The organism is Wandonia sp., from assembly GCF_984588085.1.
Window position 1 is genome coordinate 29,541 of record NZ_CFIGVI010000012.1, and the last position, 24,920, is coordinate 54,460.

The following is a 24,920-nucleotide window of genomic DNA, read 5'->3' on the forward strand; positions in this document are numbered from 1 at the left end:
CCGAAGGAGAAAAAATCACCTTCGGGATCTTTTACTACTAAAAATATTTTCCTATTTTTCAGCGTTTTAGATAAAACGCAAAGTATGAAAACAATTCCTTTCTTACTCTATTTCTTTATTTTTGGAATATTGATTGTTTCTTGTAAAAAAAAGGAAAAAGATCCTGTGAATGATGCTTCTCAGGAAAAAGTACTAAAAAATATTTCTTACGGACCGGATGAAAGAAACCGGATGGACATTTACCTTCCCGCCGGACGTACCAGTGAGACAACAAAACTTTTCATTTGGATTCATGGCGGCGCGTGGATGGAAGGAGATAAATCTGAGTTTGCTAACCTCAAATCATCTCTGGATTACTATTTACCGGACTATGCTTATATTGCTGTAAATTACAGACTATATACTTCCACAACTACTGACCATATGTTTCCCGATCAGGAAAACGACATCAAACTGGCGGTAGAATATATTCAATCACATCTGAACGAATGGAATATTTCCGATAAAGCAGTCATTGCCGGTGCCAGTGCCGGAGGTCATTTATGTCTGCTCCAGGCTTACAAACATAATACAGATGGTTTTATTAAAGCTACAATCAGCTACTTCCCTCCTACCGAATTGGCTTCATTTTATAGTTACAACTGGTTCTCCACTTATGTTTTGTCTGCCTTAACCGGAGGTACCCCGACAAATTTACCGGAACTCTATTCCAGTTCCAGTCCGATCAATTATATTACTTCTAATTCTGTTCCCACTGTCCTTTTTCACGGAACCAATGACGATGTCGTTCCTATGAGTCAGAGCGAAATGCTATTGGATACTTTACAAACGTATTCTGTGCCTCATTTCCACCAGTTTTTTACTGGAGAAGGACATGGTTTTACAACACAGGTTACGATTCAGAGCATACAACAGGCAGCTACTTTTCTTGAAGAATACAATCCATAACAATGACATTAGAGGACATTATTAATTTTGAAGATCCGGTGTCGGTTCTGCGCTTCATATTAGTAACATTCCTTGCTATATTTTTTCGCTACGTTATCATCTGTGGAATTTTCATCCTTGTATTTGACCGCATTTTGCAAAATACAATGACAACAAGAAAAATCAATACTTCATTACATCCTCCTTCTCAGAAATGGAAAGAAGTAATGTGGTCGTGTTTATCGTCCTTTATTTTTGCGATATCCGGCACCCTCCTTTTATATGCTTATACCGAAAATAAAACGTTGTTATACGATCAGTTTTCTCTTCACGACATCTGGTACATTCCACTGAGTATACTGCTGGTATTGTTCTTACATGAAACTTATTATTATTTTCTGCACAGGTGGATGCATCACCCGAAAGTCTTCAGACACTTTCACAAAGTACACCATGATAGTATTATCACATCTGCCTGGACTTCTTTCTCTTTTCATCCCCTGGAGACTCTGCTACAAGCTCTAATTATCCCTCTGGTAACATTAGCTGTTCCCTTACACATCTATAGCTTATTTTTTCTACTGGTATTAATGACCGTATCTGCTACCATTAACCACCTTAATATCGAAATTTATCCAGGATGGATGGCCCGAACCGGAATAGGTAAATGGGTAATCGGAGCGACACACCATAGTCAGCATCACAAATACTACACAAAAAATTTCGGCTTATATTTCACTTTTTATGACCGGATGCTACAAACAGAAAGTACTGACTTTGAAACCGTGTTTCTGGAAAAAACACAAGCTAACAACGACTAATATTTTAGTCAATAATAGGTCGCGAATATGCCCTTCCTGCGTAGCGGAGTTCTTCAATCGCTATTTTGCTTCTGGTCAATAACTCAGGGTATGGGATGAACATAAAATAAATTTCTACTTTATCTTCTGTCAATGATTGATCCGATCGTTTGTTTCGTACAATAATCGTATCCTGAACATAACTCCCAAATGCAACAGGTGTGTTTAACTTAAACACATACCAATCCGGGCTACCTCCAACCTCAATCATTCGGATACACTCACCAGAAACCGGTAGTTTACCTCCAATATACGGGTTCGTTTTAGGAGCGAAAAGACGTAATTTTAACCCGGAAAGATTCGTAACCACTGTCCGAGAATCCTGGGTAGTGTATCCATGGTTACTGAAGTAATGTAACAGTCTTTTCAATTTTCCCGAACCAAACTTCCTTCTCAAATTGAAACGCTTCCAAACTCCTCTTTCCAATTTAAAGTTGTCCAACTCTACCGAAATAAATACAACAAAAATTCCAACATACACCGCACCACTGATGAAAGTTGGCATCGCACTTAAAGCTCCTACTTCCAGGCTCATAAAAACAAATTGCAGCATTAAGATAGTCACCATTGAAATGGTCAGTATATCTTGTTGCAATGTTATTCTGAATTTTTGATTTCCCGCAAAAAAAGGAGAATGGTTCATAGCATTGTTCTTGAAATAGAACCAAACGCGCAATGACAGAAGAAAGAAGACAATAGTTATCGCACCAAAGCCCTTTGCAGCAGGACTTATCAACCAGTAATCGTAAAATCCATGCGCCAGCATAGATACTATGAAACCTCCTAAAATAACCAGCCATTTCCAGACAGAGTCTTTAGGCATACGGAACCGGGCTATGATAAAAGCATATGCTACAATAGCCGCATCAAACATATGTCCGACCGTTGACATAATTGAGCGCACCACTATGTTTTCATAATGCTCCAGGTACATTAGGTTTTCTACAAATGCAAAACCAAGTGCAGAAACAGAAGCATAAAGAATATAATCGAATGGCTCCCGTAATTTTTTAGCATATATCCCAAAAAGAATCCACGGAATCACCTTTACCAACTCCTCTCCTCCACCAATAACCACCGTACAATACATAAAATCGTTCCATACGTCCCCATTCAGGGTCCAATTGGCAACTAACCGGGCATAATCATAAATCGGCAAGCATAAGAAAGTCGAAAAACAGGCTAGCACAAATACAATCAAAATATCCCGCCATTTTTCCCGGTTGTACATATCCATTGTACGCAAAAAGATAACCCAAATAAATGAGATAACGAAAGCCGCTATAAACGTAAACAGTCCGACTCCGGAAAGTCTCCAATCCAATAAATTGACAAAATAAAGCTCCCAGTTTCCATTCAAAAAGTGATAATCATTCTGAATCTGATTCGGTAAGTATTTACTTCTGTCCCTGTTTTGCATAAGTGACTGCAATGAATCGGAAGTCTCCAACCAATACATCTGGTAAAGCATTATATACGTTTGCTCAAAGCCAGGATTTACCTTCTCCTCTTGTAGTAAAGATATTTCAGCTTCTTCAGGTCGTTTATTTTGAATATAGTATACCGACTTCATGAAGTTTACAAACGCCATTGTATCCGGAAGGGTGTTCAGATAAGCAATATTCATCTCTTTCTCCCCGCAAAAGTACATCGCGTATTCATAAGCCATTCGCTTATGTATCTCTTCCGAATCACCATACAGATTGATAAGAGAATTACAGTTTATTTCAGCTTCTGTTTGCTTATAGGAAAACTCCTGAATGTATTCAATTTGTGCCCGCATATCATTGGGACTGGCTATTGCCTTTTCTCTCAGCCCTCTCAGGTATAAATTTCTGTTTTCATATTTGCTTCCCAGGGAAATCGCTTCTTCAGGGGTAAGGTTTTCTTTATCCGGTATAAAAACGTTTAGTGTTATAACCGGAACAATAACCATTGCAAGTAAAGCAACAAGAACACGATTGTTATAATACCATGATTTGTTTTGGTTTTCAGGTTTCAGTATTCTTCTACGATAAATTGTCGTTATTATAACTACAGCTATAATAACAGAATAGATAACCGTTGTATTCATAGTACAATGATGCGAAAAAAAACAGTTCGGAAGTAGAAATCAGGATATAGATTTTTTCAATTCTGTTCCGTGAAATTCTTTCGTCAATTCAATATATGCATCAGAATACATCCCGCTTTTTTCCCGAACAATCAGACTCTGTTGTGTTATTGGGTTGGTAGGGGATTTCCTGAAAGTAACACACTTTCTTTTGACCAACTCATCTTTTGCATATACCGTTAATTCAGAATGCACATACAAACCTGCAATCGCTTTCTGGTATTTTCCCATTGTATCTGCCGGGAGAACCAGTGCTAAAGTACCTCCGTCTGCTAACAACCGGAATGATTTCTCGAAAAAGGAAGATAAGGGTAATGAATCCGTATGACGTGCTTTGTCTTTTTGCTCTCTCCCTGACTTCAAAGCATTCTCAAAAAACGGAGGATTAGACAAGATCAGATCATACTTTTTGTCTTCGGGTAGTACTAAGAAGTCCTGTTCCCAAACCGAACAATTTTCACCTAGTTGATTCGTTCTGAAATTTGCTTGCGCTACCTGACAGGCTTTTGGATCAATTTCAACGGCATCAATTTTTGCACTAGGATACTTTTGTGCCATCATAAGTGACAACACCCCAGTACCTGTCCCTACATCCAAAATAGTTTTCGGAAAAGGATCCACTTCCAGCCAGGCACCAAAAATCATAGAGTCGGTACCAACCTTCATTGCACATCCTTCCTGCTCTACAGAAAAATGTTTGAAACGAAAAAGTGACATTACTGATCTTTATCTTCTGCTTCTTCTCCGGACAGATAGAGTTCTATCAAACCTTCAGGAGCGGTAAAATGAAGCGTTTTATTTGATCGGTCGACTTTTGACACCGTATCAGAGGAAAGTGGAATTAATACTTCTGTTCCTTTGGCATCAATCTGAATAAGCGGGTTTGCTGCGTGATCTAAAATCGCAACCACTTTTCCAACCTGTCCAAAATGGGTTTCTACCGCATCAAAACCAATAACTTCATGATCATAGAAAGAAGTTCCTTCCAGTTCCGGAAGAAATGAAAGTGGTAGGTATAGTTCTTTTTTCAAAATCTCTTTTGCCTCATCTTCAGTGGTCACACCTTCAAATCGAACACGGGCAAAATTCTTATTCTGAATCCGAATTGATTCAATAAAAAAAGGAGTCAGTTGTCCGTGAATATCCACGAAAACTGACTCCAATTCGCTATACTCAAGAGGATCGGTTACATCCAGGTAAATCATTACTTCACCTTTGAACCCGTAGAGACGGGCGACATTACCCAACAAGTAACATTCCTCTTTCGTCATCTCTTTTTACTCGGCAGCAGTCTCTTCTTCACCACCTTCTGCAGCTGGAGTTTCCTCTGTTGCTGCTTCTTCTGCAGGAACTTCAGCCTCTTCAACTACTTCCTCTTCAGGAGCGTTTTTAGCTTCAATTGCTTTCGCTCTGGCAGCATTTACTTCTGCTTCAGCAGCCAAACGCTTCTCCAATGCATCCTGCTCTGCTTTCGAAAGGTTATCTTTCTTAGCAGTAATTTTAGCTTCTTTAGCAGCTTGCCACTCGTTGAACTTTGTTTCAACCTGCTCTTCAGTCAATGCACCTTTCTGCATTCCTTTTACAAGGTGGTTTTTGAACAATACACCTTTGTAAGAAAGAATTGCACGAGCTGTATCAGTCATTTCAGCCCCAGTCTGAACCCAGTTTAACGCACGATCAAAATCGACATCGATTGTTGCAGGATTGGTGTTCGGGTTGTATGTACCGATTTTCTCGATAAACTTACCATCTCTCTTTGCTCTCGCATCAGCGATAACAATGTGATAAAAAGGCTTACGCTTTTTACCGTGTCTTTGCAATCTGATTTTTGTTGCCATAATTTTTATTAGTTGGAGTGCGAAACCCCGGTTAATAATATAAAAAAACTAATTCAAGGGTGCAAATTTACGCTATATTTTCGAAAAACCAAACGTTCAGAAGAAATAAGAACCAAAGCGAGAACCTCAACCGGGAAACAGGGTAGTTTTTTCCGATTGGAACGGGTAATCGATTTTTATTATAAATTTGCCCCCAACTAGAACAGAAATTAATCATTATGGCTAATAATCTATTAAAAGGTAAAAGAGGAATCATCTTCGGGGCGTTAAACGATATGTCTATCGCGTGGCAGGTGGCTCTGAAAGCACATGAAGAAGGAGCTGAGTTTGTATTAACCAATGCACCAATTGCTATGCGAATGGGAGCTATTAACGATCTGGCTGAAAAAACAAACAGCCTGGTTATTCCTGCTGATGCAACAAGCCTTGAAGATCTTGAGAATCTATTTTCTAAAGCAATGGAACACCTGGGAGGTAAGATCGATTTCGTTCTTCACTCGATTGGGATGTCACCAAATGTGCGAAAAGGGAAACACTATACAGGTATTGATTATAAGTTTTACAACCAGACACTTGACATTTCTGCCGGATCTCTTCATAAGACACTGGCTACGGCTCATAAAATGGATGCGTTGAATGAATGGGGTTCTGTTGTAGCGCTTACGTATATTGCCGCACAGCGTATTTTCCCGGATTACAATGATATGGCAGACGCCAAATCACTGTTGGAATCTATCACAAGAAGCTTTGGTTATCACTACGGAATTAAGAAAAAAGTACGTGTGAATACAATCTCTCAATCTCCGACAGTAACAACTGCCGGACAGGGGATTAAAGGGTTTGATGAATTCATTAATTTCTCGGACCAGATGTCACCACTTGGAAATGCATCTGCTGAGGCGTGTGCCGACTATTGTGTGGCAATGTTCTCGGACCTTACCCGTTACGTTACCATGCAAAACCTTTTCCATGACGGAGGTTTCTCAAACACCGGAGTTACTCAACCTGTTATTGAGAAGTTTGGAAACATCGAATAAACTATTTTGATACAAATCAGATACGACCCTCGTCTACCCGGCGAGGGTTTTCTTTTAGATAAAAGCCCATCTTACTTAACGAGTATCAGGAATTTCAGCTGAAATCAGAGAGACACGAATAACTCTCCCTGACAAATTACAGGATAAGATTATCTTTGTAAAAAATTAAGATTTATGTCACACAATGTAAAGGATGCAAGTTATTGCCTCGGTATGAGTGTAGCCGGGAGCTTAATCGGACAGAATTTGACTGAGATTGACCCTCAGCGATTCTTGAAAGGGTTAACCGATATACTTGATCAAAATGCACCGGAATTTAATGCTGAACAGGCAAATCAGATTATTCAGGAGTTTATTCAGGAGAAAACAACCAAACAATTTGAGCAGTTTAAAGTCGAGGGAGAGAACTTCCTGAAAGAAAATGCACAAAAGGAAGGTGTACACACAACTGAAAGTGGTCTTCAGTATGAAGTTATTACAGAAGGAAATGGTAAAAAACCTTCAGCGTCGGACACAGTAACTGTTCACTACCACGGAACTTTAATCGACGGAACTGTATTTGATTCATCTATCGAGCGCGGAACGCCTGCTCAATTTGGAGTTCATCAGGTTATTCAAGGATGGACAGAAGCACTTCAGTTAATGTCAGAAGGTGCCAAATACCGTTTATACATTCCTCAGGAACTGGCGTACGGAGCAAATCCGCATCCGGGTGGAGCGATCAAGCCTTTCATGACATTAATATTTGATGTAGAATTAATTTCAGTTGCCTAATGAAAAAGACAGCACTACTTCTTTCGTTGCCGGTCCTTTTATTCTCGTGTGGAGAAAAGAATACGGAAACGGAAGATACAGAAGGAAAGAATTCGATTATTACCACAAGTAATGAATTTGACGATCTTCAAATTACGACTCTGGATGATAAAGTAGCGTATTCTATTGGTTTTAACTCAGCAGGAGACTTGCGCGAGTACACGGATTCGGAGAAATACAGTCAATACTTTAATAAGGAAGCATTAAAAAATGGTTTCTACGCCGGGATCGCTTCTTCGGACTCCAGTAGAGCGGATGATTGCAATGAACTACTTTCTACCTATTTTGGAACTCCGGGCTCATTTGACACGATGCATATCAAACCTAACAGAGCTTCGGATTGTATGGGCTTTATGCGAGGATTTGAAATTCGTTTCTCTTTAGCTAAAAGAGGGGTTTTCGATCAATTGAATGCCGATCTGATCAAAAAAGGATTTAAAGACGGTACTTTTGATTACGACACTCTGATTCCGATTAACGATCAGGTATCTATCATCTCTGAATACTTTAGCTCGCTCACGAAAAAAGAAGGAGAAGCATTTTTGGAGAAAAACAAACAACGTCCTGAAGTTACAACTGCTGACAACGGACTACAGTTTGAGGTAATCAAAGAAGGTACAGGAGCAAAACCCACTTTGAACTCTACTGTTTCGGTTTACTATACGCTTTCATTAATAAACGGACAGGTTGTAGAATCAAATGCACAGGAACCTGAACCAGTTAGCTTTCCTCTAAACGGAGTGATCCAGGGATGGCAACAGGGATTACAGTTGATGCGAAAAGGTGGTATTTACAAACTGTATGTTCCTTATGAATTAGGTTATGGTCATCAGGGAACACAAGGAATTCAACCGTACACAACTCTTGTTTTCCGGATCGAACTGGTTGACTTTAAGTAACAAAGTAAACTTTCAACTCATAAAAAAAGGTTGTCGAATCATCGACAACCTTTTTTATTCAATTATATTGAAAGATTAAATATCTTCAATCATATCCTGACCAACAAGGATTCGTCCGCAATGCTCACAAACGATAACTTTTTTCTTAGCCTGAATATCCATTTGACGTTGAGGTGGGATCTTATTAAAACATCCACCACAAGAATCTCGTTCGATCGGAACTACAGCAAGACCATTTCTTGAATTAGAACGTAAACGCTCATAAGCAGAAAGAAGACGGTCATCGATTGACTGACGAGCTTTCTCTGATTTCTTTACAAGATCTTCTTCGTCCTTCTGTGTTTCAGCTACGATCTCATCCAACTCTCCTTTTTTCGCATCAAGATCTCCTTTTCTTCGTTCCAACGTTTCTTTAACGGTAGCAACAACCTCTTTTTTGTTCTCGATATCGGATTTTGCTTCCTTAATACGCTTTTCACTCAACTGAATCTCCAACGTCTGGAATTCAATCTCCTTACTCAACGATTCATATTCACGGTTATTACGAACATTGTTTTGCTGCTCCTTGTATTTTTCAATAGCCGCAGTAGCTTCTTTGATCGTATTCTTATAACCTGCTATTGCCGACTCTGCGTCTGACAATTCACCTTCCAACTTTTCAACCCGTGTTGAAAGTCCTTCTATTTCATCCTCTAGGTCCTCTACCTCAAGAGGCAACTCACCGCGAATGGTTCTGATTCGGTCGATTTCAGAATCAATCTTCTGAAGATTGAATAGTGCATCTAATTTTTCAGCTATACTCGCTTCGTTTTTCTTTGCTTTAGTAGCCATGCGCTATAGATAATTTACTGGATTCGTATTTAACTCTGTCAAATGAACGGCAAAGGTAGTAAAATTTTTCCTGATACTATCACCAATTAATTCAATTGTAAACTGCTCACTTTCATAATGCCCGATGTCAGCGATAACGATATGACCATCAGCATCAAAAAATTCATGATATTTAAAATCTCCTGTGATAAATAAATCTGCTCCTGAACGAATCGCCTGATTAAGTAAAAAACTACCTGATCCTCCACAAAAAGCAACCTTTTTCACTTCCTTTTTCACAAGATCCGTATAACGTATTGTTCCACAGGAAAATTCTTGCTTTACTTTTTCCAGAAAAGCTATCATCTCCACAGGAGTATCTAACTCACCTACCATTCCGGCACCTTCGAATTGATTTTCATTTTTTAACGGGAAAAGATCATACGCCACTTCTTCATAAGGATGAGCAGCTAGCATTGCTTTCACAACACTTCCCTCACGGTATTCCGGAAGAACCACTTCCAACCGGATTTCAGATTCTTCATGCAGTTGTCCTTTTTCTCCTACATACGGGCTGGCATTTTCAAGTGCGCGAAAAGATCCCAATCCCTCTGATGAAAAACTGCATTTATCATATTCACCAATAGTCCCCGCTCCAGCTGAAAAAACAGCCTCTCGTACCGGTTCAAAATGTGATTTAGGTACATATGTAACCAGTTTACTCAACTTTCCTTTTACAGGAGATAAAACACTCAGGTTACTCAACCCTAATCGCTGCCCTATTTCAAAATTCACACCAAATCTGTAATTATCAAGGTTGGTATGGATTGCATACAAAGCAACCCCGGACTGAATAGCTTTTATGACTGTTCGTTCTACATAATTTTTACCGGTCAGGGACTTCAAACCTTTAAACACAATCGGATGATGAGAAACAATCAGATTACATCCCTTCCGAACGGCTTCGTCAATAATATCTTCCGTGCAATCCAGCGAGATAAGAACTCCCGTAACCTGCTGTTGATTATCTCCTACCAACAAACCACTATTATCATAACTTTCCTGAGTTGCCAGATGTGCTTTTCGCTCTAAAAAATCTGTTATATCTTTTATCTTCATAGCTTATTTATCTGCCACAAAAGTACAACAATGTTTACTCCTGAAACCAGATCAGGCAGAATCCGGCCGGATAGTCAGCCGGATAAAGGAAAGTCCATCCTCTGTTTTAACCTTTTCAAGATCACCGTCAAACTGCTCAATGATCGTACGAATCAATTCCATTCCAAACGACTTGCTTCTTTCATTAATTTCAAAGCCGACTCCATTGTCACGATAATACAAATAGATCAGGTCATCTTCTTTTTTTAGTCTAATTTCAATCCGGGGCTGAATATTTACATCCTTTCCGAAAGCGTGTTTATAAGAATTAGTAACCAACTCATTAATAACTATACCGAGAGGAAAAAGCAACTCACTATCCAACGCCCCCAACTCATCTTTGAAAGTAAAAACAACCCTTTTATCCAGAGTCAACGCCTCAAGGTTTCTGATTAAAGTTTGAAAATATTCAGTTGTGCTAATGTTAGAAAAATCTTCCTGCTTGTAGATCATTTCATGAACAATAGCTAAAGACTGAATACGCTGCACAGCTTCATTAAATGCCTCCACAACGTGCTCATCATCCTGATTCCCGGCCTGCAAACGGAGTAAACTGGAAATGATCTGGAAATTATTCTTTACCCGGTGGTGTATTTCTTTCAGAAGTAATTGACGTTCGTGATTTTGCGCTTCTATAATTTTATTCTTTCGATTCACCACAGCCAGTCGATTCAACACTACAATGATCGCAATAATGGCAAGTAATAGCATAACCGAAACCAAAGTAGTTATCAGCTTTTGTCGGTTAGCATCTCTTTTCTTCTCCTTCTCTTTATTTGCCTGACTCATTCGCTCATAAGCCATTTGTTTTTCAAAGTCAAATTTCACAGCTTCTTTTAAGGCTGCTTTTCTCAACTCGTCACTTGTCTGATCTTCCTGTAGTTTCAATGAGCGTTCATAGAAATCTGCCGCCAGCCCGGACTCCCCTTTTTCATCATATAATTTTGCCAACAATCTGGAACTGCGACGCTGTATCTCAACATTCTCAACTTTTGTTCCCAATTCAAGCGACATTTTAGCCATTGCTATCGCTTTATTTTGTTGTTCGCTTTCAGAATATAATTCCGCAAGGTTCAGATATGTATGTCCCATTCCCTTTAAATCCCTGAAACGCTCGACAATTTGTAATGATTCATCATAATATCCCTGTGCTTCTCCAAACTCTTTCATTCGAAAAGAAACAACTCCAAGGTTATTCAGAGTAGAAGCCATATTGACCGTATCTTTTAATGCTTTTCTCAATGTTAAAGCTTCCAGATACTTTTCTCGTGCTACAGAGAACTTTTCGTCCTTGCTAAAACAAGCCCCCAGGTTATTCAGGATCATAGCCATTCCGGATGAATCTGTTATTTCTTCATAAATCAGGTAGGAACGTTTAAAATAGTCAACAGAAGCATCATAATCTCCCAAATCTCTGAAAACAACACCGATATTATTCAAAACATAAGCTACTCCCTGTTTATCCCCTATCCGCTCCTTGATTCGGAGAGCTAACTTAAAATATTTCAACGCCTTCACATAATCTCCACGAGACATGTAAGTAATTCCTATGGTACTTAAAGTGAGTGAAAGCCCTCTCTGATCTCCGCCTTGCAGGTATTGTTGCAAAGCAACCCTGTATGCTTCCATAGCTTCATCAAATTCCCCCATCCTGTGATACAGAACTCCAATAAAGTAGTTTATCTCCCCGAGAGAATTATGATACTCTTCCTTATTTTCTCTGGAAAATGCTTTTTTAACCTGCTCTTCTTCCAGCTTGATATAATGTAGCGATGAATCCGGATTTGTCCCATAAAAAGCATCTGCTTTCGATCGGTATATACTTACAGACGATGCTTTATCATCCTGCGCTGATGAAGCAAATACCAACAACAAAAACAGGCCGCATAAAAGCTCAGGACGAGTCAGTATCCTGTAAAAAGATAAGCTACACCTCATAAACCAAATATATGTAAATATTTCATTTCCGAAAGGTTGAAGAGAACATTATTCAATGTCCTTGCTCTTATTGACATTACAGACTTACAATTTTATTACCTTTGATTCCTATGAACCGATGGAGACTTATATTGTTGCCGTTTTCAATTCTTTACGGTACGATCACCGGAGTCCGCAACCTGTTGTATAAAATCGGTATTTTCTCTTCTTATGAAATCCCTGTCCCCTCCATTATCGTCGGAAACCTTAGTGTTGGAGGAACAGGAAAAACGCCTCATGTAGCATATCTGGCATCCTTTCTTAAGGACAAGTATAACATCGCTATTCTCAGCAGAGGATATGGAAGAAAAACGAAAGGTTTTTTAGTTGTCACGACAGATTCTACTGCAACAAATGTCGGAGACGAACCTCTGGAGTACAAATCGAAATTCGGTTCCGATGTGCAGGTAGTTGTTTGTGAAAAACGAAAAACAGGTATTGAAAAGATACTGGAACAGTTCCCGGATACTGATGTAATTTTACTGGACGATGCCTTTCAGCACAGAGCTGTTAAGGCTGGTCTGTCGATTCTTATCAGTGATTACTCTCGTCCTTTTTTTAACGACTTTGTGCTACCTGCGGGGAACTTAAGAGAGTGGAAGAACGGAGAAAAACGAGCTGACCTTTGTGTTTTTTCCAAATGCCCTCCGGAAGTATCTGAACGAAACAAAAAACACTATCGTTCAACGTTTCACAATCCGCAACAGGTTTTCTTTTCTTCTGTTGTTTATGGCTCACTAATTCCACTATCAGGACACTCAAAATCTTCGGATATTTCAGAGATCATTCTTGTAACAGGAATTGCTAATCCCATACCCATCCGGGAATATTTATCTTTGGAAGCAAAAATTACTCCGGTAGTATTCCCCGACCACCATCGTTTTTCCCTCCAAGATATCCATCGCGTTCACGAAATATTCCGTAATTTTACCCCCGAAAAAGCAATTATCGTGACAACGGTAAAAGATGCTATGCGTCTGCTTACAGAAGAGTTTAAACATGAGATAAATAAATTCCCCTGGTTCATGCTCCCGATAGAGGTCAATATTGAAGCCAGTGGAAAGTTTACTAATGAAATAATACAATATGTTGAAAGCCATAAACGAAGCAGCTGAATTTATTCAGAGTAAAACATCCATACAGCCTGAAATTGGTATCATTCTTGGAACCGGGCTGGGTGGCTTGGTGAAAGAAATCGAAGTTGTTGATGAAATTCCTTATGAAAGTATTCCTCATTTCCCTGTTTCTACAGTTGAAAGTCACAAAGGGAAATTGATTCTGGGAAGACTCGGAGGAAAATCCGTCGTTGCGATGCAGGGACGTTTTCATTACTACGAGGGGTATTCTATGCAGGAGGTTACCTTTCCTGTTCGGGTGATGAAAATTCTTGGAATTCAGCGCTTATTTGTTTCGAATGCTTCGGGAGGAGTTAATCCTGACTTTGAAGTTGGAGAGATCATGGTCATAAATGATCATATTAACCTGATGCCTTCTCATCCGCTAATCGGTAAGAACATTGATGAATTGGGGCCGCGATTCCCTGACATGAGTGAATCTTACGACACGGAGATGATTGAGCTCGCTCAAAAAATAGCACAGGAAAACAGTATCAAAGTTTCTACAGGTGTTTATCTAGGATTAACAGGGCCGACATTAGAAACTCCGGCTGAATACAAATATGTTCGTGTAATCGGAGCAGATGCTGTAGGAATGTCAACAGTGCCGGAAGTAATCGTAGCCCGACACATGGAAATACCAACGTTTGCGATTTCTATCATTACCGACCTGGGAGTACCAGGAAAAATTAAAAAAGTAAGTGTTCAGGATGTCATCAATGTAGCTTCCCGTCAGGAGCCCAAAATGACACTGATAATGAAAGAATTGATTAGTAGAATCTAAGAAACAAATATGTTAGATAAATCTATCCGTGATAAATATGAGGTGGTTATTGGACTCGAGGTACATACTCAGCTTTTGACACAATCAAAAGCCTATTCCAATGATGCCAATGAATATGGCTCTGCTCCCAACACAAACGTCAGTGTTATCTCTCTGGGACATCCCGGAACACTGCCTCGCCCCAATAAGAAGGTAATCGAGTATGCTGTTCGTTTGGGACTGGCTGTAGATGCCGACATCGCCCCGACCATGCATTATGCCAGAAAAAATTATTTCTACCCTGACCTTCCCAAAGGTTATCAGATTACACAGGATACAACTCCTATCTGTACAGGTGGTCACATCTTCATAAAAGACGAAAACGGGGAGGAAAAAGCAGTGAACCTTACACGTATTCACATGGAGGAAGATGCCGGAAAAAGTATTCACGATGTTGATCCTTTTGATACACTGGTCGATCTTAACCGTGCGGGAGTTCCTCTTCTTGAAATCGTTTCCGAACCGGATATCAGAAGCTCTCAGGAAGCTTATAACTACGTTACCGAAGTTCGTAAACTGGTTCGCTACCTTGACATTTGTGACGGGAATATGGAAGAAGGATCGCTTCGTTGTGACGCCAATGTATCTGTACGTCTGAAAGGAAGCTCCACTTTTGGGACAAAAGTAGAGGTCAAAAACATGAACTCTATGCGAAATGTTCAGCGCGCCATTGAGTTCGAGGTAGAACGTCAGATACAGGCTGTTGAAAACGGGGAAACTCTTTTTCAGGAAACACGTTCTTTTGATGCGCTTAAAGGAATAACTATAGCGATGCGTTCGAAAGAAGCAGCCAATGATTATCGTTATTTTCCGGAACCGGATTTATTACCTTTACAAGTTACCGAATCCTACATCAAATCCGTAAAAAGCAAACTACCAGCTCTTCCGCGTGATCTTTTCATGAAATATACACAGGAATTAAGCCTGTCGGAATACGACGCTTTGGTTCTTACTGATAACAAAGGGATTGCGTTGTATTTTGAGCAGTTGATTGAAAATACGCAAAACTATAAATCGGCAGCAAACTGGGTAATGGTAGAAGTTAAATCCTACTTAAACCAAATGGGAATTGAAATAGAAAATTTTCCTGTTTCAGCCATACGCATTGCAGAGATTATCAAGCTAATCGAAGAAGGGAAGATTTCTCATTCGGTTGCTTCTCAACGTATCTTTCCCGAATTGATCAATACTCCGAATAAAACGGCTCTTCAGGTAGCTGAAGAGATGAATCTCCTTCAGGAAAATGATGAATCAAGTATAAAAGGGTTTATCATAGAAGTAATGGAAAATAATCCAGGTGAAGTTGAACGCTATAAAAACGGAGAAAAACAACTTGTTGGATTCTTTATGGGACAATTAATGAAAGTATCCAAAGGAAAAGCAGATCCGAAAGCAGCCAATAAACTAATGCGTGAATTGTTAGAAAAATAATACTGTCATGAATAAACAACTTTTTGTCTCCCTATCCGTTTCAGTCTTGCTTTTATTTTCCTGCTCAGGAGAAAAGAAAGAAGATGACGTAGTTCAATCCGACAATGAACGTCAGATAGTGGCCGGAAAAATTCCGGGAGCTGAAGGGAAAACAATAAAGTTAATGGCTTTTGACGGACAGAGATGGAATCCTTTGTCTGCTTATGAAATTAACAGAGAAGGTACATTTCACCTAACAGCTCCAAAAGAACTTCTCTATTGTCAGCTGGTAGTTGATAACACAAACGGTACTCCAATTCCGCTAGGTGGGAATGACTCCGTGTATATAGAAACCGGTTACCCGAATATGAGTGCAAATTACTCAGTTTCTAATGTCCCTTACGCTTCTGTTATGAATGAATACATGGAATTGCTCAGTACATTCCTGAAAGAACAGGAGCCGCTAATTCAACGAATTCAGCAACAAGATCCTTCAGACACTTCCAGTATCAATGACTTAATGCGTCAACTAATGAAGGAAAAACGTTCATTAGAAGTATTCGCAATCGAATATATTGATGAAAACCCTTCCTCCCCTCTTAATCAGGTGCTAACCGCACAACTCTTTCCGAATAACGGATTTCAGTTCTGGGAAAAAAGTAACATGGAAGTGCTGAAAAAAGTGTACTCATCCTACAAAAAAGAGTATCCGGATGCCAGCTTTACAACTTCACTTCAACAGCAGATTACTTCCTGGGAAGGTTCTCTGGTACAATATGAAAAATATCAGGAAAGACTTGCTTTCTACGGAGACCTTAACAAACCGGTAGACATCGGTGATACGGCTCCTGATATACTTCTTGACACACCAAATGGTGAAGAACTCAGACTGTCTTCACTTCGGGGAAATTACGTGCTGATTGACTTCTGGGCATCCTGGTGCGGTCCCTGTAGACGAGAAAATCCTAATGTGGTACGTTTATACCATCAGTATAAAGATAAAGGCTTTACTGTTTACAGTGTTTCACTGGATGACAATGCCTCTAACTGGAAAGAAGCAATCCAGAAAGACGGATTAGTATGGCCTAACCATGTTTCAGATCTGATGCGTTGGAATTCATTAGTAGTTCAATTGTACAAATTCAACGGAATTCCTCACACAGTATTACTGGATAAAAATGGAGTCATACTAGCAAAAAATCTGAGAGGAGCAGAATTGGAACAAAAATTGATCGAATTACTCGGTAAATAACCGATAGGATTATTTTTTGTAAATTGAAAACCAAAAACGAAATGATGAAATTACCCCATTTGTTCACGACTTTATCACTATTCATCTATTCAGGTATTTATATTGCCCAACAGGAGTTACCTGTCGTAATTTCAGGGCAGATTTTCAATACAGACGTAAAAGAAATCAGTTTATCCGTTTTTCAGGGGAACAACTCCTATAAGGACTTTACCTCTGCTTCCCTTGATGAAAAAGGAAATTTTTCCATCAACTATACGGTTCCCAATAAAGACTTTTATGTACTCCGTGTAGGCGAGCAAACCATTAATCTGGCAATCAATTCTCCGGATACTATTCAGGTATATGGAGACGGAAAAAATCTTTTGTACTATACTAACATCATCGGAAACGAAGCCAGTACACAAATGATGTTATTTTTCAGAGAAGTCAACAGCTTTAATGCGCTTCGGGACTCTGTTCAGCAAGTAGCTAACGTAGATCCTGAAAAAGTAAGAGAACTCGATGCATTTTTCCGCCCCAAATTACAGTCCTTCCAAAACTACCGGACTAGTTTCATTCGACAAAACGCAAACTCTCCAGCACTGATTGCTCCCCTGCAATCCGTTGATCCGATGAATGAATTTGATTTGTACAAGTCGTTAACGGAAGGAGTCATTGTTTCTATGGAAGGTAGTCCTACTGCCGCATCATTAAAAAACATGCTGGAACAGCAGCAACAACGTTATAATGCTTCGCAGTTTTTAGGCCCCGGACAGGAGGTTCCGGACATCGTTACGAAGGATATTAATGGGAAAGACAGTAAGCTTTCTGACCTGAAAGGAAAGATCGTACTTATTGACTTTTGGGCTTCCTGGTGTGGTCCCTGTAGACGGGAAAATCCTAATGTAGTAAAGCTTTACGAAAAATACAAAGATGCCGGATTTACCATCTACAGTGTTTCACTGGATAAATCCAGAGAGCCATGGGTTCGTGCAATAGAATCTGATAACCTGACATGGCCTCATCACGTTTCCGACCTGAAAGGATGGGGAAGTGATCTGGCAAAACTCTATAAGGTTTCCAGTATTCCTTTTACTGTCCTGATTGATAAAGACGGGAAAGTAATCCAGAAAAACCTGCGAGGACAACAACTCGAAATGACACTTGCTTCGATTTTTGGTTTTTAATGAGTACTGTGAAAAAAAAGTTGTATTTCGCTTCTGACGTTCACCTTGGGGTTCCCTCTTATGAGAAAAGTCTTGAGCGGGAAAAATTACTCGTTAACTGGCTTGATCAAGTTGCTGAAGATGCCGAAGCCATTTACCTTGTAGGCGATCTGTTTGACTTTTGGTTTGAATACAGACATGCTATTCCAAGAGGATTTGCCCGGATACAGGGAAAAATAGCTGAACTTACAGACAAGGGTATTCCTGTGCATCTCTTCACCGGAAATCATGATATGTGGATCTTTGATTATTTACCCAAGGAGCTCGGAGTGCAATTGCATCGCGAACCGATACAAATCGAATTTGAAGGAAAGAAATTATTTATTGGTCATGGTGATGGTTTAGGTCCCGGAGATCACGGATACAAATTCCTGAAAAAAGTATTTGCGTCAAAACTTTGCCAATGGTTATTTGCAAGAATCCATCCTAATCTGGGAATAGGAATTGCAAATTACTGGTCTGCTAAAAGCCGTAAATCGACAGGAAATCTGGATGCTGTTTTTTTGGGAGAGGACAAAGAATGGTTAGCCATATATTGCAAGGAAATTCTACAACAAGAACATTTTGATTATTTTATCTTCGGCCACAGACATCTCCCGTTGATTATTGATTTGGAACAATCTTCTACCTATATCAACCTGGGTGATTGGATTAGTTATTTTACATACGGAGAGTTTGACGGAACTAATTTTCACCTAAAGCAGTACCCTTCAAACACAAGCTACATCCCGGTTAACCGAAAAAATTAAGTTTAGTTATGTGACTTTTGTCACCTTGTTTTTTCGTCGGAAAACCTACTTTTGTCTGGGACAGATTGCATATTCTGATATTATACATACCGAAATGAAATTCAACTTCTCAGTATATTCAAAAGGCTTAGGGTTTATCGTATTACTTGCAATTGCAGCCTATCTTCTTGCGCCACTTATTCCCGGTATGAATTCTGTATTACTCGGTCTGCTTTTCGGGTTAATTGCCGGGAACCTCATCAAACTTCCTCAAAGCCTGCAACCCGGCATTAATTACAGTAGTTCCCGCGTTCTGGAAATAGCAATAGTACTGCTCGCATTCGATATTAATTTATCAGAAATCGGTAAAATGGGATGGACAACACTGACCATCATTATTGCTACAATAGTCCTTGTGCTACTTCTAACGAGACTTACCAGTAAATTAGTAAAATGTCCGGGGGAAAGCGGGCTTTTAGTTGGTTTCGGAACAGCTATTTGTGGCTCATCAGCTATCGCTGCCGTGGCTCCCGGGATTACAAAAAATAAAGAAGATATAGGTGTATCAATGGCTGTTATCAACCTAATCGGAGGTATCGGGATGGTCGTCCTACCTCTTATCCTCCCCTACTTTGACCTTTCAAATCTGGAGGACGGAATAGTCATAGGAGGATCACTCCATAGCGTCGGGAATGTGACAGGAGCCGGGTATGCAATGGGAGAAGAAACAGGTGCTATTTCTCTGACCGTAAAAATGATCCGTGTTGCATTACTTGCCCCCGCGGTTATTTTCTTCACGTTACTGATCAATAGAAAACAGATAAAGAATTTTCGGGATTACTTTAAACTACCTATTTATTTGTGGGCTTTTATAGCTGTTACACTCTTCAGCTCTTACATTCCCATGCCTGCAGAGATAAAAGAAGTAATTGGCTTTTTGGCTACCCTCACATTAACAATGGCGATGACTGCAATCGGAATGAAAATCAGTTTTGCAAATTTATACAAAAGCGGACGCAAAGCTATTGGATTTGGATTTATCATTTTTGCAGTTCAGCTACTTGTAATATCAGTTTTACTACTAATAATCAATTAACGCTCCGCTCTTTCAAAAAACGAGCCTTTTTTGTACATTTGATTAACTGAATCAAGTACAAGTGGACAGGTTTATTTCATTACTTATCGTGTTTCTCTTTTTATTCCCCTTTGCGGGACAGACACAAAATGAGATCACTTTCGGTGCATTTCCTGAAGCAGTAAACTTTTCTGTCAACGATTACAAAGCTGCGCCCCAGATCTGGCATGGGACACAGGATAAAAACGGGCTGTTGTACTTTGCGAACAATAAAGGTGTTATTACTTTTGACGGGAACAGGTGGTCAAGAATTCAAACTCCCGAACAGACACCGGTTACGCGCCTATTCAGAGCTTCTAACGGCACCGTATATGTAGGAGCTGAAAATGAAATTGGAGTACTACATAAAGACCTGACAGGAAAACCCGAGATCTTACCTTTAGCTAATGAATTATTAAAACAGCACACCATAGGGGCTATATGGAATATATTAGAACGTCAATCAGGCGATCTGCTTTTCTTTGGTGAACAAGGGATACTCCTAAAGAAAACTGACGATTCATTTGAATTACTTTTGGAAATCCAAAAAGACAAAATCAAGACTTCTCATCCTTTTGGAAAAGGGATTCTTATTCTTCTTAAAAATACAGAAACGATACAAGACAATGTAAAGTTATTATACCTCCCTGATCATTCCTATCAGTTTACAGAAATCCCCGCTCCGGAAACGACAAAACTTAAAAACATCAGAGGTGCAATCCAGTATAACGACACTTTAGTTCTCTTCGATGAAAGGGGAAAACATGTTACTGCGTTACAAACAGGTAAGGCTGAATTTCAATGGGTACCGAATGAGGTTATTTTTGATGCCCTTCATACATTCAAAATCAATAAAGTAGAAAGTAAAGGAAACCTGATCTATATCGCAACAGATAATGAAGGTGTTGTTGTTTATAACAAGACTGGAAATATTGTTCGACAATTTGGTCCGGAGGAAGGTATGCAAAATGTATCAGTTTTCGAACTATTCTTTGACAATCACAACAACCTGTGGTGTTTATTAGATAATGGAATTTCTCTCATCGAGACCTCATCGCCGGTCACTTCTTTCTATAAAAAACAGGGAATAACTGCCGCTACAGAAGCTATAACTCATTTTATGGGCACCTACCTTCTGGCAACACGAACAGATTTGTTTATGTACGAAAACCGTGGAGGATTATCCCTTTTCACCAACTCACACCTGATTCGGGAACCCACTTTTGGCATTAAGGTGTTCGATACAGAATTCGGAAAGACTTGCCTTATTGTAGGTTATAACGGTATTTATGAGTTAACAAAAGACTTAAAAAAGCAAATTGTACAGGAAGGTACTTATACATGGACGATTGTTCAATCTAAGAAAAACAAAAATGTATTTTACTGTGGATTGGATACTCCGGGAGGAATTGGAAAATTAGAGAAGCTAGCTAATAAGTGGACCTATACTCCTCTTCTGACAGGAGTAAACGGAGAAGTCAGAAGTATTGCCGAAGACAACGGAAACCTGTATTTTTCTGTAAAAAACAGGGGAGTTGGGATTTATAATTTTCAAGACAGTAGTGTCCGATTTATAACAGAACAACCTAGACAAATTGGAAATGATGTGTATTACGTCTGTCTTTTTCAAAACCAGCTATTTTCCGGCACAAACAATGGGCTTTTCAGGATAGAAAAAGATCAGTTTATACCTTTTTCCCGAATTGAAAATAAATCACTCGTACAAGAGAACCTCTATGTTCACAGATTATACAACGATAATAATCAACGACTGTGGATGGTTCTTTTCTATAACGAGGACATGGAGTCCGAGTATAGAGAAATCGGTTATCTTGAAAAAGACTCAAAAAACAGATGGTTTTGGCATCACCCTCCGGTTACTGAAATAGAAGAAGATGTTGTTCACGCCATCTTTTCCGATCAGTCAGGTAAAACCTGGTTCGGAGGAGAACGGGGTGTGTATGTTCTTAACGAAAATGCAATAAATAATAGCGCTACTGAGTTTCCTGTTTTTATCAGACGTGTTTACTCTTTAGATACCCTCCATAAACAATCGGTTGAATTAGAATCTCCGGCTCCCCTTTCCTATCACCAAAACTCGTTAAAAATTGAATTTACTTCTTATCTGTTCACCGGAACTGATAAACTCCAATACAGAACCAAACTGAAAGGGCTGGAAGAAAGCTGGTCAGACTGGAATTCATATGACTTTGTTGTGTATAATAAACTTCGTGAGGGTCGTTATCAGTTTTTCGTACAGGCGCGTGATCAATATGGAAGAAAAAGTGACGTAACGGCATACACTTTTTCTATTCTCCCTCCCTGGTACAGAACCTGGTGGGCTTACCTTCTATACCTGATAGGGATAGCTTCCATTATCTATCTGTTAATTCGTATTTCTTTATTTCGTGTAAAACAACAAAATCAACGTCTTGAAGATACCGTTTCAGAACGGACGCGGGAGATTGAAAAACAAAAGAACAAAATCGAGACGATCAACCGGGATCTTGTAGACAGCATTCGTTATGCAAAACGTCTTCAGAACACAATACTTCCCGATAAAGAAGAATTGGATAACTTACATACCGAGCATTTCGTTTTTTATCAACCGAAAGATATTGTATCCGGCGATTTCTACTGGGCAGAACAACTGGACGACCTGTTGTTATTTGCAGCAGCAGATTGTACGGGGCATGGTGTTCCGGGAGCATTCGTAAGTATTGTGGGACACAATGGAATCATCCGGGCCATAAACGAATTTTCATTGCGAAAACCCAATGAAATACTGGACAAACTCAGGGAAATTGTAATTGAATCATTTAAGGGACAACACCAATCGGAAGTAAAAGATGGTATGGATATTGCCTTATGTTCATGGGATCGTTCAACAAAAGAACTATTATTTGCCGGAGCGAATAACTCGTGTGTCATTATCCGCAATGGAGAAATCATAGAACTGAAAGCAGATAAACAACCCGTTGGGCAATATGAGTTTTCCTCCCCCTTTAGCTTACAGAGTATAACTCTTCAAGAAAAGGACGTTATCTATCTGTATACTGATGGTTTTATTGACCAATTTGGAGGACCAGATGCCAAAAATGGAGGAAAAAAATTCAAATCAAGGCCCTTTAAAGAACTTTTAACGCAAATACATCATCGCCCCATGGATCAACAAGTTGTTATTCTGAAAGAAAAATTTGAATCCTGGAAAGGGAATATGGAACAAATTGATGATGTTTGCATATTTGCCATACGCGTATGAGAAAGAAAATATATTACCTGTCACTCGTATTAATACTACTCCTGCCAATTCTGGCAATAGTAATGGCATTGCGTTTAGATCCATCCCAATTAAGTTTCCCGGAGAATATCCGGTGGTTACTTATAATTGCCGCTGTATTTATTGTTGTGCTGAACCAATTAATTGATTATCATAAAGACAACAGAAACAGGATTCGTTTTCTATTCGCAGCTTTCAGTCTTCTTCCCTTAATTCCCGTTAGTCTTTTCCCTATCCGGTTCATTATCTTGGAAGCTTCCGATTATTTGATCTTCTCATTTCTGATAAGCCTTGGAACTCTGCTTATCAATCATTCCGGGGTTTTGGCAAAATCACCATCACATCTGTTTGGAAAACTGACCTTTATTCTCACCTTGGTTGCAATTGTATTATCAGTCCTATTTGCTTTTTATCCAAACAACTCACTTTTCAATAGTATCCTTCTGTTGATTGGATTGAGCTTTCTCAGTTCACTTCGGATGATTATTGACAAAAAATCACCTGATTTCAACTAAAGTAATTAATCCAGGTAGGAGCCGACACTATGTACTCTCCGACTCCAGTAGGTTGATGACTGTACGTCTGTTATTATAATTCCCTGACTGGTACTGGCATGAACCATTTTGATTGACTTATCCTGATTTTCAACTACAATTCCAACATGATTTACTCCCGATCCACTACTAAAGAAGATTAAATCTCCGGGTTGGGCAATTCCCATATCTTTTTTTCGTGAAGAACGCTGTTGATCTCTTGCTATTCGAGGAAGCTGTCGGTTATACTTCTCAAAAACATAGGACGTAAACCCACTGCAATCAAACCCTTTTGGATCCATTCCTCCCGGTTTGTACGGCACGCCTACATAACTTTGAGCAAAGGCAACTAATTTAGCCCGTTCTGTTCCAGATTGATCTTCTCCTTTATCACTCATCTCAGGTGAAGGTTCTACTGTATCTACTATTGACTCCAACTCGTCCAGACCTTCAATTCCTGAAAAAGAAGTAGTAAGCGCAGCATTAATTTTTGCGAAAAGCACCTCATTTCCTGTTTGTTTACAAAGCAGGGCAAATGATTGTAAGTCTTGTTTTAATGCCTGTAATTCATAATAATGTGCGTGGAAAATTTTTCCTCCTGCATCTTCCTTTTTTACCTCCTGCAACAAAACAATCGCCTCGTCAAAAGCAGTCTCATTTCGTTTTCTCCAGTTGTCATCGCGGTAGAGTTGAAACAATGCCAAACTTTTATAGTACGTCGGAATCATTGAAAAATCATACTCAGGATTATCCAACAACCTGTTTGATCTGCGCAGTACTTTTTTGTAGTGCCCCTGATCATACAACATCTCCACCTGGTCAAATTCCTTTATCTGTGCTACTGCCAGAAAAGGGAACAGTATAAAAAGAAAAACAAAACTGCGCATTCTACCAATTTTCATTACGAACAAAAATCGTAATTATTATGTTCGCCCCTCCTGCTCTATTGGACATCTAATACACAATCCGTTGTTAACTTACGTATCTAAGCTGTATTATTTCTTTTCTGTTTTTCTTTCAAAAATGGC

22 protein-coding genes are annotated in these 24,920 nt (G+C 39.4%); 14 read left to right on the plus strand and 8 right to left on the minus strand.

Translation table 11 applies throughout. From position 1 onward, the window contains the following. The first annotated feature begins 84 nt into the window (after window positions 1–84). The gene (locus tag AC4PL9_RS06840; protein ID WP_491604005.1) at window positions 85–948 is read left to right on the plus strand and encodes a prolyl oligopeptidase family serine peptidase; all 864 of its coding nucleotides are present in this window, start codon (window positions 85–87) and stop codon (window positions 946–948) included. A 2-nt stretch (window positions 949–950) separates the two neighbouring features. Then, window positions 951–1,748 (plus strand): sterol desaturase family protein, encoded by a 798-nt coding sequence (locus AC4PL9_RS06845; RefSeq protein ID WP_491604006.1) that lies wholly within the window; start codon window positions 951–953, stop codon window positions 1,746–1,748. A 4-nt stretch (window positions 1,749–1,752) separates the two neighbouring features. Here the strand turns inward: AC4PL9_RS06845 and AC4PL9_RS06850 are convergent, their stop codons facing one another. From AC4PL9_RS06850 to AC4PL9_RS06865, 4 genes are read right to left on the minus strand one after another with little or no spacing between them, the layout of a single operon-like run. Beyond that, complete coding sequence (locus AC4PL9_RS06850) at window positions 1,753–3,861, minus strand: PrsW family glutamic-type intramembrane protease (protein WP_491604007.1); 2,109 nt, start codon at window positions 3,859–3,861, stop codon at window positions 1,753–1,755. A 39-nt stretch (window positions 3,862–3,900) separates the two neighbouring features. Then, entirely contained in the window at window positions 3,901–4,617 is a 717-nt protein-coding gene (locus AC4PL9_RS06855) for a tRNA1(Val) (adenine(37)-N6)-methyltransferase (RefSeq protein ID WP_491604008.1), read from the minus strand. Next, window positions 4,617–5,171, minus strand: a complete 555-nt coding sequence (gene rimM / locus AC4PL9_RS06860; protein ID WP_491604009.1) for a ribosome maturation factor RimM — start codon at window positions 5,169–5,171, stop codon at window positions 4,617–4,619. Before rimM ends, AC4PL9_RS06855 begins: the two co-directional genes overlap by 1 nt. Before the next feature lie 6 nt (window positions 5,172–5,177). Next, window positions 5,178–5,738 carry a 30S ribosomal protein S16 gene (locus AC4PL9_RS06865; protein ID WP_491604010.1) on the minus strand — a complete coding sequence of 187 codons (561 nt, stop codon included), beginning with the start codon at window positions 5,736–5,738 and terminating at the stop codon, window positions 5,178–5,180. Between the two features lie 218 nt (window positions 5,739–5,956). Between AC4PL9_RS06865 and AC4PL9_RS06870 the strand changes: the two genes are divergently transcribed. From AC4PL9_RS06870 to AC4PL9_RS06880, 3 genes are all read left to right on the plus strand, one after another. Continuing rightward, the gene (locus AC4PL9_RS06870) at window positions 5,957–6,775 is read left to right on the plus strand and encodes an enoyl-ACP reductase FabI (protein ID WP_491604011.1); all 819 of its coding nucleotides are present in this window, start codon (window positions 5,957–5,959) and stop codon (window positions 6,773–6,775) included. 174 nt (window positions 6,776–6,949) lie between these two features. Next, window positions 6,950–7,549: a BamJ family beta-barrel-assembly machinery protein gene (gene bamJ / locus AC4PL9_RS06875; RefSeq protein WP_491604012.1), complete on the plus strand. Its 600-nt coding sequence runs from the start codon at window positions 6,950–6,952 to the stop codon at window positions 7,547–7,549. Next, window positions 7,549–8,487, plus strand: coding sequence for an FKBP-type peptidyl-prolyl cis-trans isomerase (locus tag AC4PL9_RS06880; protein ID WP_491604013.1), 939 nt, complete (start codon window positions 7,549–7,551; stop codon window positions 8,485–8,487). Before bamJ ends, AC4PL9_RS06880 begins: the two co-directional genes overlap by 1 nt. Before the next feature lie 75 nt (window positions 8,488–8,562). On the opposite strand, the gene AC4PL9_RS06885 is transcribed toward AC4PL9_RS06880, so the two are convergent. Genes AC4PL9_RS06885 through AC4PL9_RS06895 form a run of 3 tightly spaced genes read right to left on the minus strand, consistent with a single transcriptional unit; the run spans window position 8,563 to window position 12,393 of the window. Then, window positions 8,563–9,318, minus strand: a complete 756-nt coding sequence (locus AC4PL9_RS06885) for a zinc ribbon domain-containing protein (protein WP_491604014.1) — start codon at window positions 9,316–9,318, stop codon at window positions 8,563–8,565. 3 nt (window positions 9,319–9,321) lie between these two features. Beyond that, window positions 9,322–10,416 carry a Nif3-like dinuclear metal center hexameric protein gene (locus AC4PL9_RS06890; RefSeq protein WP_491604015.1) on the minus strand — a complete coding sequence of 365 codons (1,095 nt, stop codon included), beginning with the start codon at window positions 10,414–10,416 and terminating at the stop codon, window positions 9,322–9,324. Window positions 10,417–10,467: 51 nt separating this feature from the next. Then, the gene (locus AC4PL9_RS06895; RefSeq protein WP_491604016.1) at window positions 10,468–12,393 is read right to left on the minus strand and encodes a tetratricopeptide repeat-containing sensor histidine kinase; all 1,926 of its coding nucleotides are present in this window, start codon (window positions 12,391–12,393) and stop codon (window positions 10,468–10,470) included. A 110-nt stretch (window positions 12,394–12,503) separates the two neighbouring features. On the opposite strand from AC4PL9_RS06895, the gene lpxK reads away from it, so the two are divergent. The 9 genes from lpxK (at window position 12,504) to AC4PL9_RS06940 (ending at window position 23,874) form a co-directional block, all read left to right on the plus strand. Then, window positions 12,504–13,547 carry a tetraacyldisaccharide 4'-kinase gene (gene lpxK / locus AC4PL9_RS06900; protein ID WP_491604017.1) on the plus strand — a complete coding sequence of 348 codons (1,044 nt, stop codon included), beginning with the start codon at window positions 12,504–12,506 and terminating at the stop codon, window positions 13,545–13,547. Further along, the gene (locus tag AC4PL9_RS06905; protein ID WP_491604018.1) at window positions 13,519–14,331 is read left to right on the plus strand and encodes a purine-nucleoside phosphorylase; all 813 of its coding nucleotides are present in this window, start codon (window positions 13,519–13,521) and stop codon (window positions 14,329–14,331) included. Before lpxK ends, AC4PL9_RS06905 begins: the two co-directional genes overlap by 29 nt. 9 nt (window positions 14,332–14,340) lie before the next feature. Continuing rightward, window positions 14,341–15,801: an Asp-tRNA(Asn)/Glu-tRNA(Gln) amidotransferase subunit GatB gene (gatB, locus tag AC4PL9_RS06910; protein ID WP_491604019.1), complete on the plus strand. Its 1,461-nt coding sequence runs from the start codon at window positions 14,341–14,343 to the stop codon at window positions 15,799–15,801. Window positions 15,802–15,808: 7 nt separating this feature from the next. Then, window positions 15,809–17,032, plus strand: a complete 1,224-nt coding sequence (locus AC4PL9_RS06915; protein ID WP_491604020.1) for a TlpA family protein disulfide reductase — start codon at window positions 15,809–15,811, stop codon at window positions 17,030–17,032. A 41-nt stretch (window positions 17,033–17,073) separates the two neighbouring features. Next, a complete protein-coding gene (locus tag AC4PL9_RS06920) occupies window positions 17,074–18,198 on the plus strand; it encodes a TlpA family protein disulfide reductase (RefSeq protein ID WP_491604021.1) in 1,125 nt (374 codons plus the stop codon). Continuing rightward, on the plus strand, window positions 18,198–18,986 hold the full coding sequence (locus tag AC4PL9_RS06925) for a UDP-2,3-diacylglucosamine diphosphatase (protein ID WP_491604022.1): 789 nt from the start codon (window positions 18,198–18,200) through the stop codon (window positions 18,984–18,986). The genes AC4PL9_RS06920 and AC4PL9_RS06925 overlap by 1 nt, the downstream gene beginning before the upstream one ends. Window positions 18,987–19,080: 94 nt before the next feature. Beyond that, window positions 19,081–20,061, plus strand: coding sequence for a YeiH family protein (locus AC4PL9_RS06930; protein ID WP_491604023.1), 981 nt, complete (start codon window positions 19,081–19,083; stop codon window positions 20,059–20,061). Window positions 20,062–20,122: 61 nt separating this feature from the next. After that, window positions 20,123–23,341: a SpoIIE family protein phosphatase gene (locus AC4PL9_RS06935; protein ID WP_491604024.1), complete on the plus strand. Its 3,219-nt coding sequence runs from the start codon at window positions 20,123–20,125 to the stop codon at window positions 23,339–23,341. Then, the gene (locus tag AC4PL9_RS06940; RefSeq protein WP_491604025.1) at window positions 23,338–23,874 is read left to right on the plus strand and encodes a hypothetical protein; all 537 of its coding nucleotides are present in this window, start codon (window positions 23,338–23,340) and stop codon (window positions 23,872–23,874) included. Before AC4PL9_RS06935 ends, AC4PL9_RS06940 begins: the two co-directional genes overlap by 4 nt. A gap of 5 nt (window positions 23,875–23,879) precedes the next feature. Here the strand turns inward: AC4PL9_RS06940 and AC4PL9_RS06945 are convergent, their stop codons facing one another. After that, window positions 23,880–24,779, minus strand: a complete 900-nt coding sequence (locus tag AC4PL9_RS06945; protein WP_491604026.1) for a C40 family peptidase — start codon at window positions 24,777–24,779, stop codon at window positions 23,880–23,882. Window positions 24,780–24,920: the final 141 nt, after the last annotated feature.

Bases quoted from the DNA above. Each gene is read 5' to 3' on its own strand.
- AC4PL9_RS06840 (WP_491604005.1), top strand. From the start codon at position 85: ATGAAAACAATTCCTTTCTTACTCTATTTCTTTATTTTTGGAATATTG.
- AC4PL9_RS06845 (WP_491604006.1), top strand. From the start codon at position 951: ATGACATTAGAGGACATTATTAATTTTGAAGATCCGGTGTCGGTTCTG.
- AC4PL9_RS06850 (WP_491604007.1), bottom strand. From the start codon at position 3,861: ATGAATACAACGGTTATCTATTCTGTTATTATAGCTGTAGTTATAATA.
- AC4PL9_RS06855 (WP_491604008.1), bottom strand. From the start codon at position 4,617: ATGTCACTTTTTCGTTTCAAACATTTTTCTGTAGAGCAGGAAGGATGT.
- rimM (WP_491604009.1), bottom strand. From the start codon at position 5,171: ATGACGAAAGAGGAATGTTACTTGTTGGGTAATGTCGCCCGTCTCTAC.
- AC4PL9_RS06865 (WP_491604010.1), bottom strand. From the start codon at position 5,738: ATGGCAACAAAAATCAGATTGCAAAGACACGGTAAAAAGCGTAAGCCT.
- AC4PL9_RS06870 (WP_491604011.1), top strand. From the start codon at position 5,957: ATGGCTAATAATCTATTAAAAGGTAAAAGAGGAATCATCTTCGGGGCG.
- bamJ (WP_491604012.1), top strand. From the start codon at position 6,950: ATGTCACACAATGTAAAGGATGCAAGTTATTGCCTCGGTATGAGTGTA.
- AC4PL9_RS06880 (WP_491604013.1), top strand. From the start codon at position 7,549: ATGAAAAAGACAGCACTACTTCTTTCGTTGCCGGTCCTTTTATTCTCG.
- AC4PL9_RS06885 (WP_491604014.1), bottom strand. From the start codon at position 9,318: ATGGCTACTAAAGCAAAGAAAAACGAAGCGAGTATAGCTGAAAAATTA.
- AC4PL9_RS06890 (WP_491604015.1), bottom strand. From the start codon at position 10,416: ATGAAGATAAAAGATATAACAGATTTTTTAGAGCGAAAAGCACATCTG.
- AC4PL9_RS06895 (WP_491604016.1), bottom strand. From the start codon at position 12,393: ATGAGGTGTAGCTTATCTTTTTACAGGATACTGACTCGTCCTGAGCTT.
- lpxK (WP_491604017.1), top strand. From the start codon at position 12,504: ATGAACCGATGGAGACTTATATTGTTGCCGTTTTCAATTCTTTACGGT.
- AC4PL9_RS06905 (WP_491604018.1), top strand. From the start codon at position 13,519: ATGTTGAAAGCCATAAACGAAGCAGCTGAATTTATTCAGAGTAAAACA.
- gatB (WP_491604019.1), top strand. From the start codon at position 14,341: ATGTTAGATAAATCTATCCGTGATAAATATGAGGTGGTTATTGGACTC.
- AC4PL9_RS06915 (WP_491604020.1), top strand. From the start codon at position 15,809: ATGAATAAACAACTTTTTGTCTCCCTATCCGTTTCAGTCTTGCTTTTA.
- AC4PL9_RS06920 (WP_491604021.1), top strand. From the start codon at position 17,074: ATGATGAAATTACCCCATTTGTTCACGACTTTATCACTATTCATCTAT.
- AC4PL9_RS06925 (WP_491604022.1), top strand. From the start codon at position 18,198: ATGAGTACTGTGAAAAAAAAGTTGTATTTCGCTTCTGACGTTCACCTT.
- AC4PL9_RS06930 (WP_491604023.1), top strand. From the start codon at position 19,081: ATGAAATTCAACTTCTCAGTATATTCAAAAGGCTTAGGGTTTATCGTA.
- AC4PL9_RS06940 (WP_491604025.1), top strand. From the start codon at position 23,338: ATGAGAAAGAAAATATATTACCTGTCACTCGTATTAATACTACTCCTG.
- AC4PL9_RS06945 (WP_491604026.1), bottom strand. From the start codon at position 24,779: ATGCGCAGTTTTGTTTTTCTTTTTATACTGTTCCCTTTTCTGGCAGTA.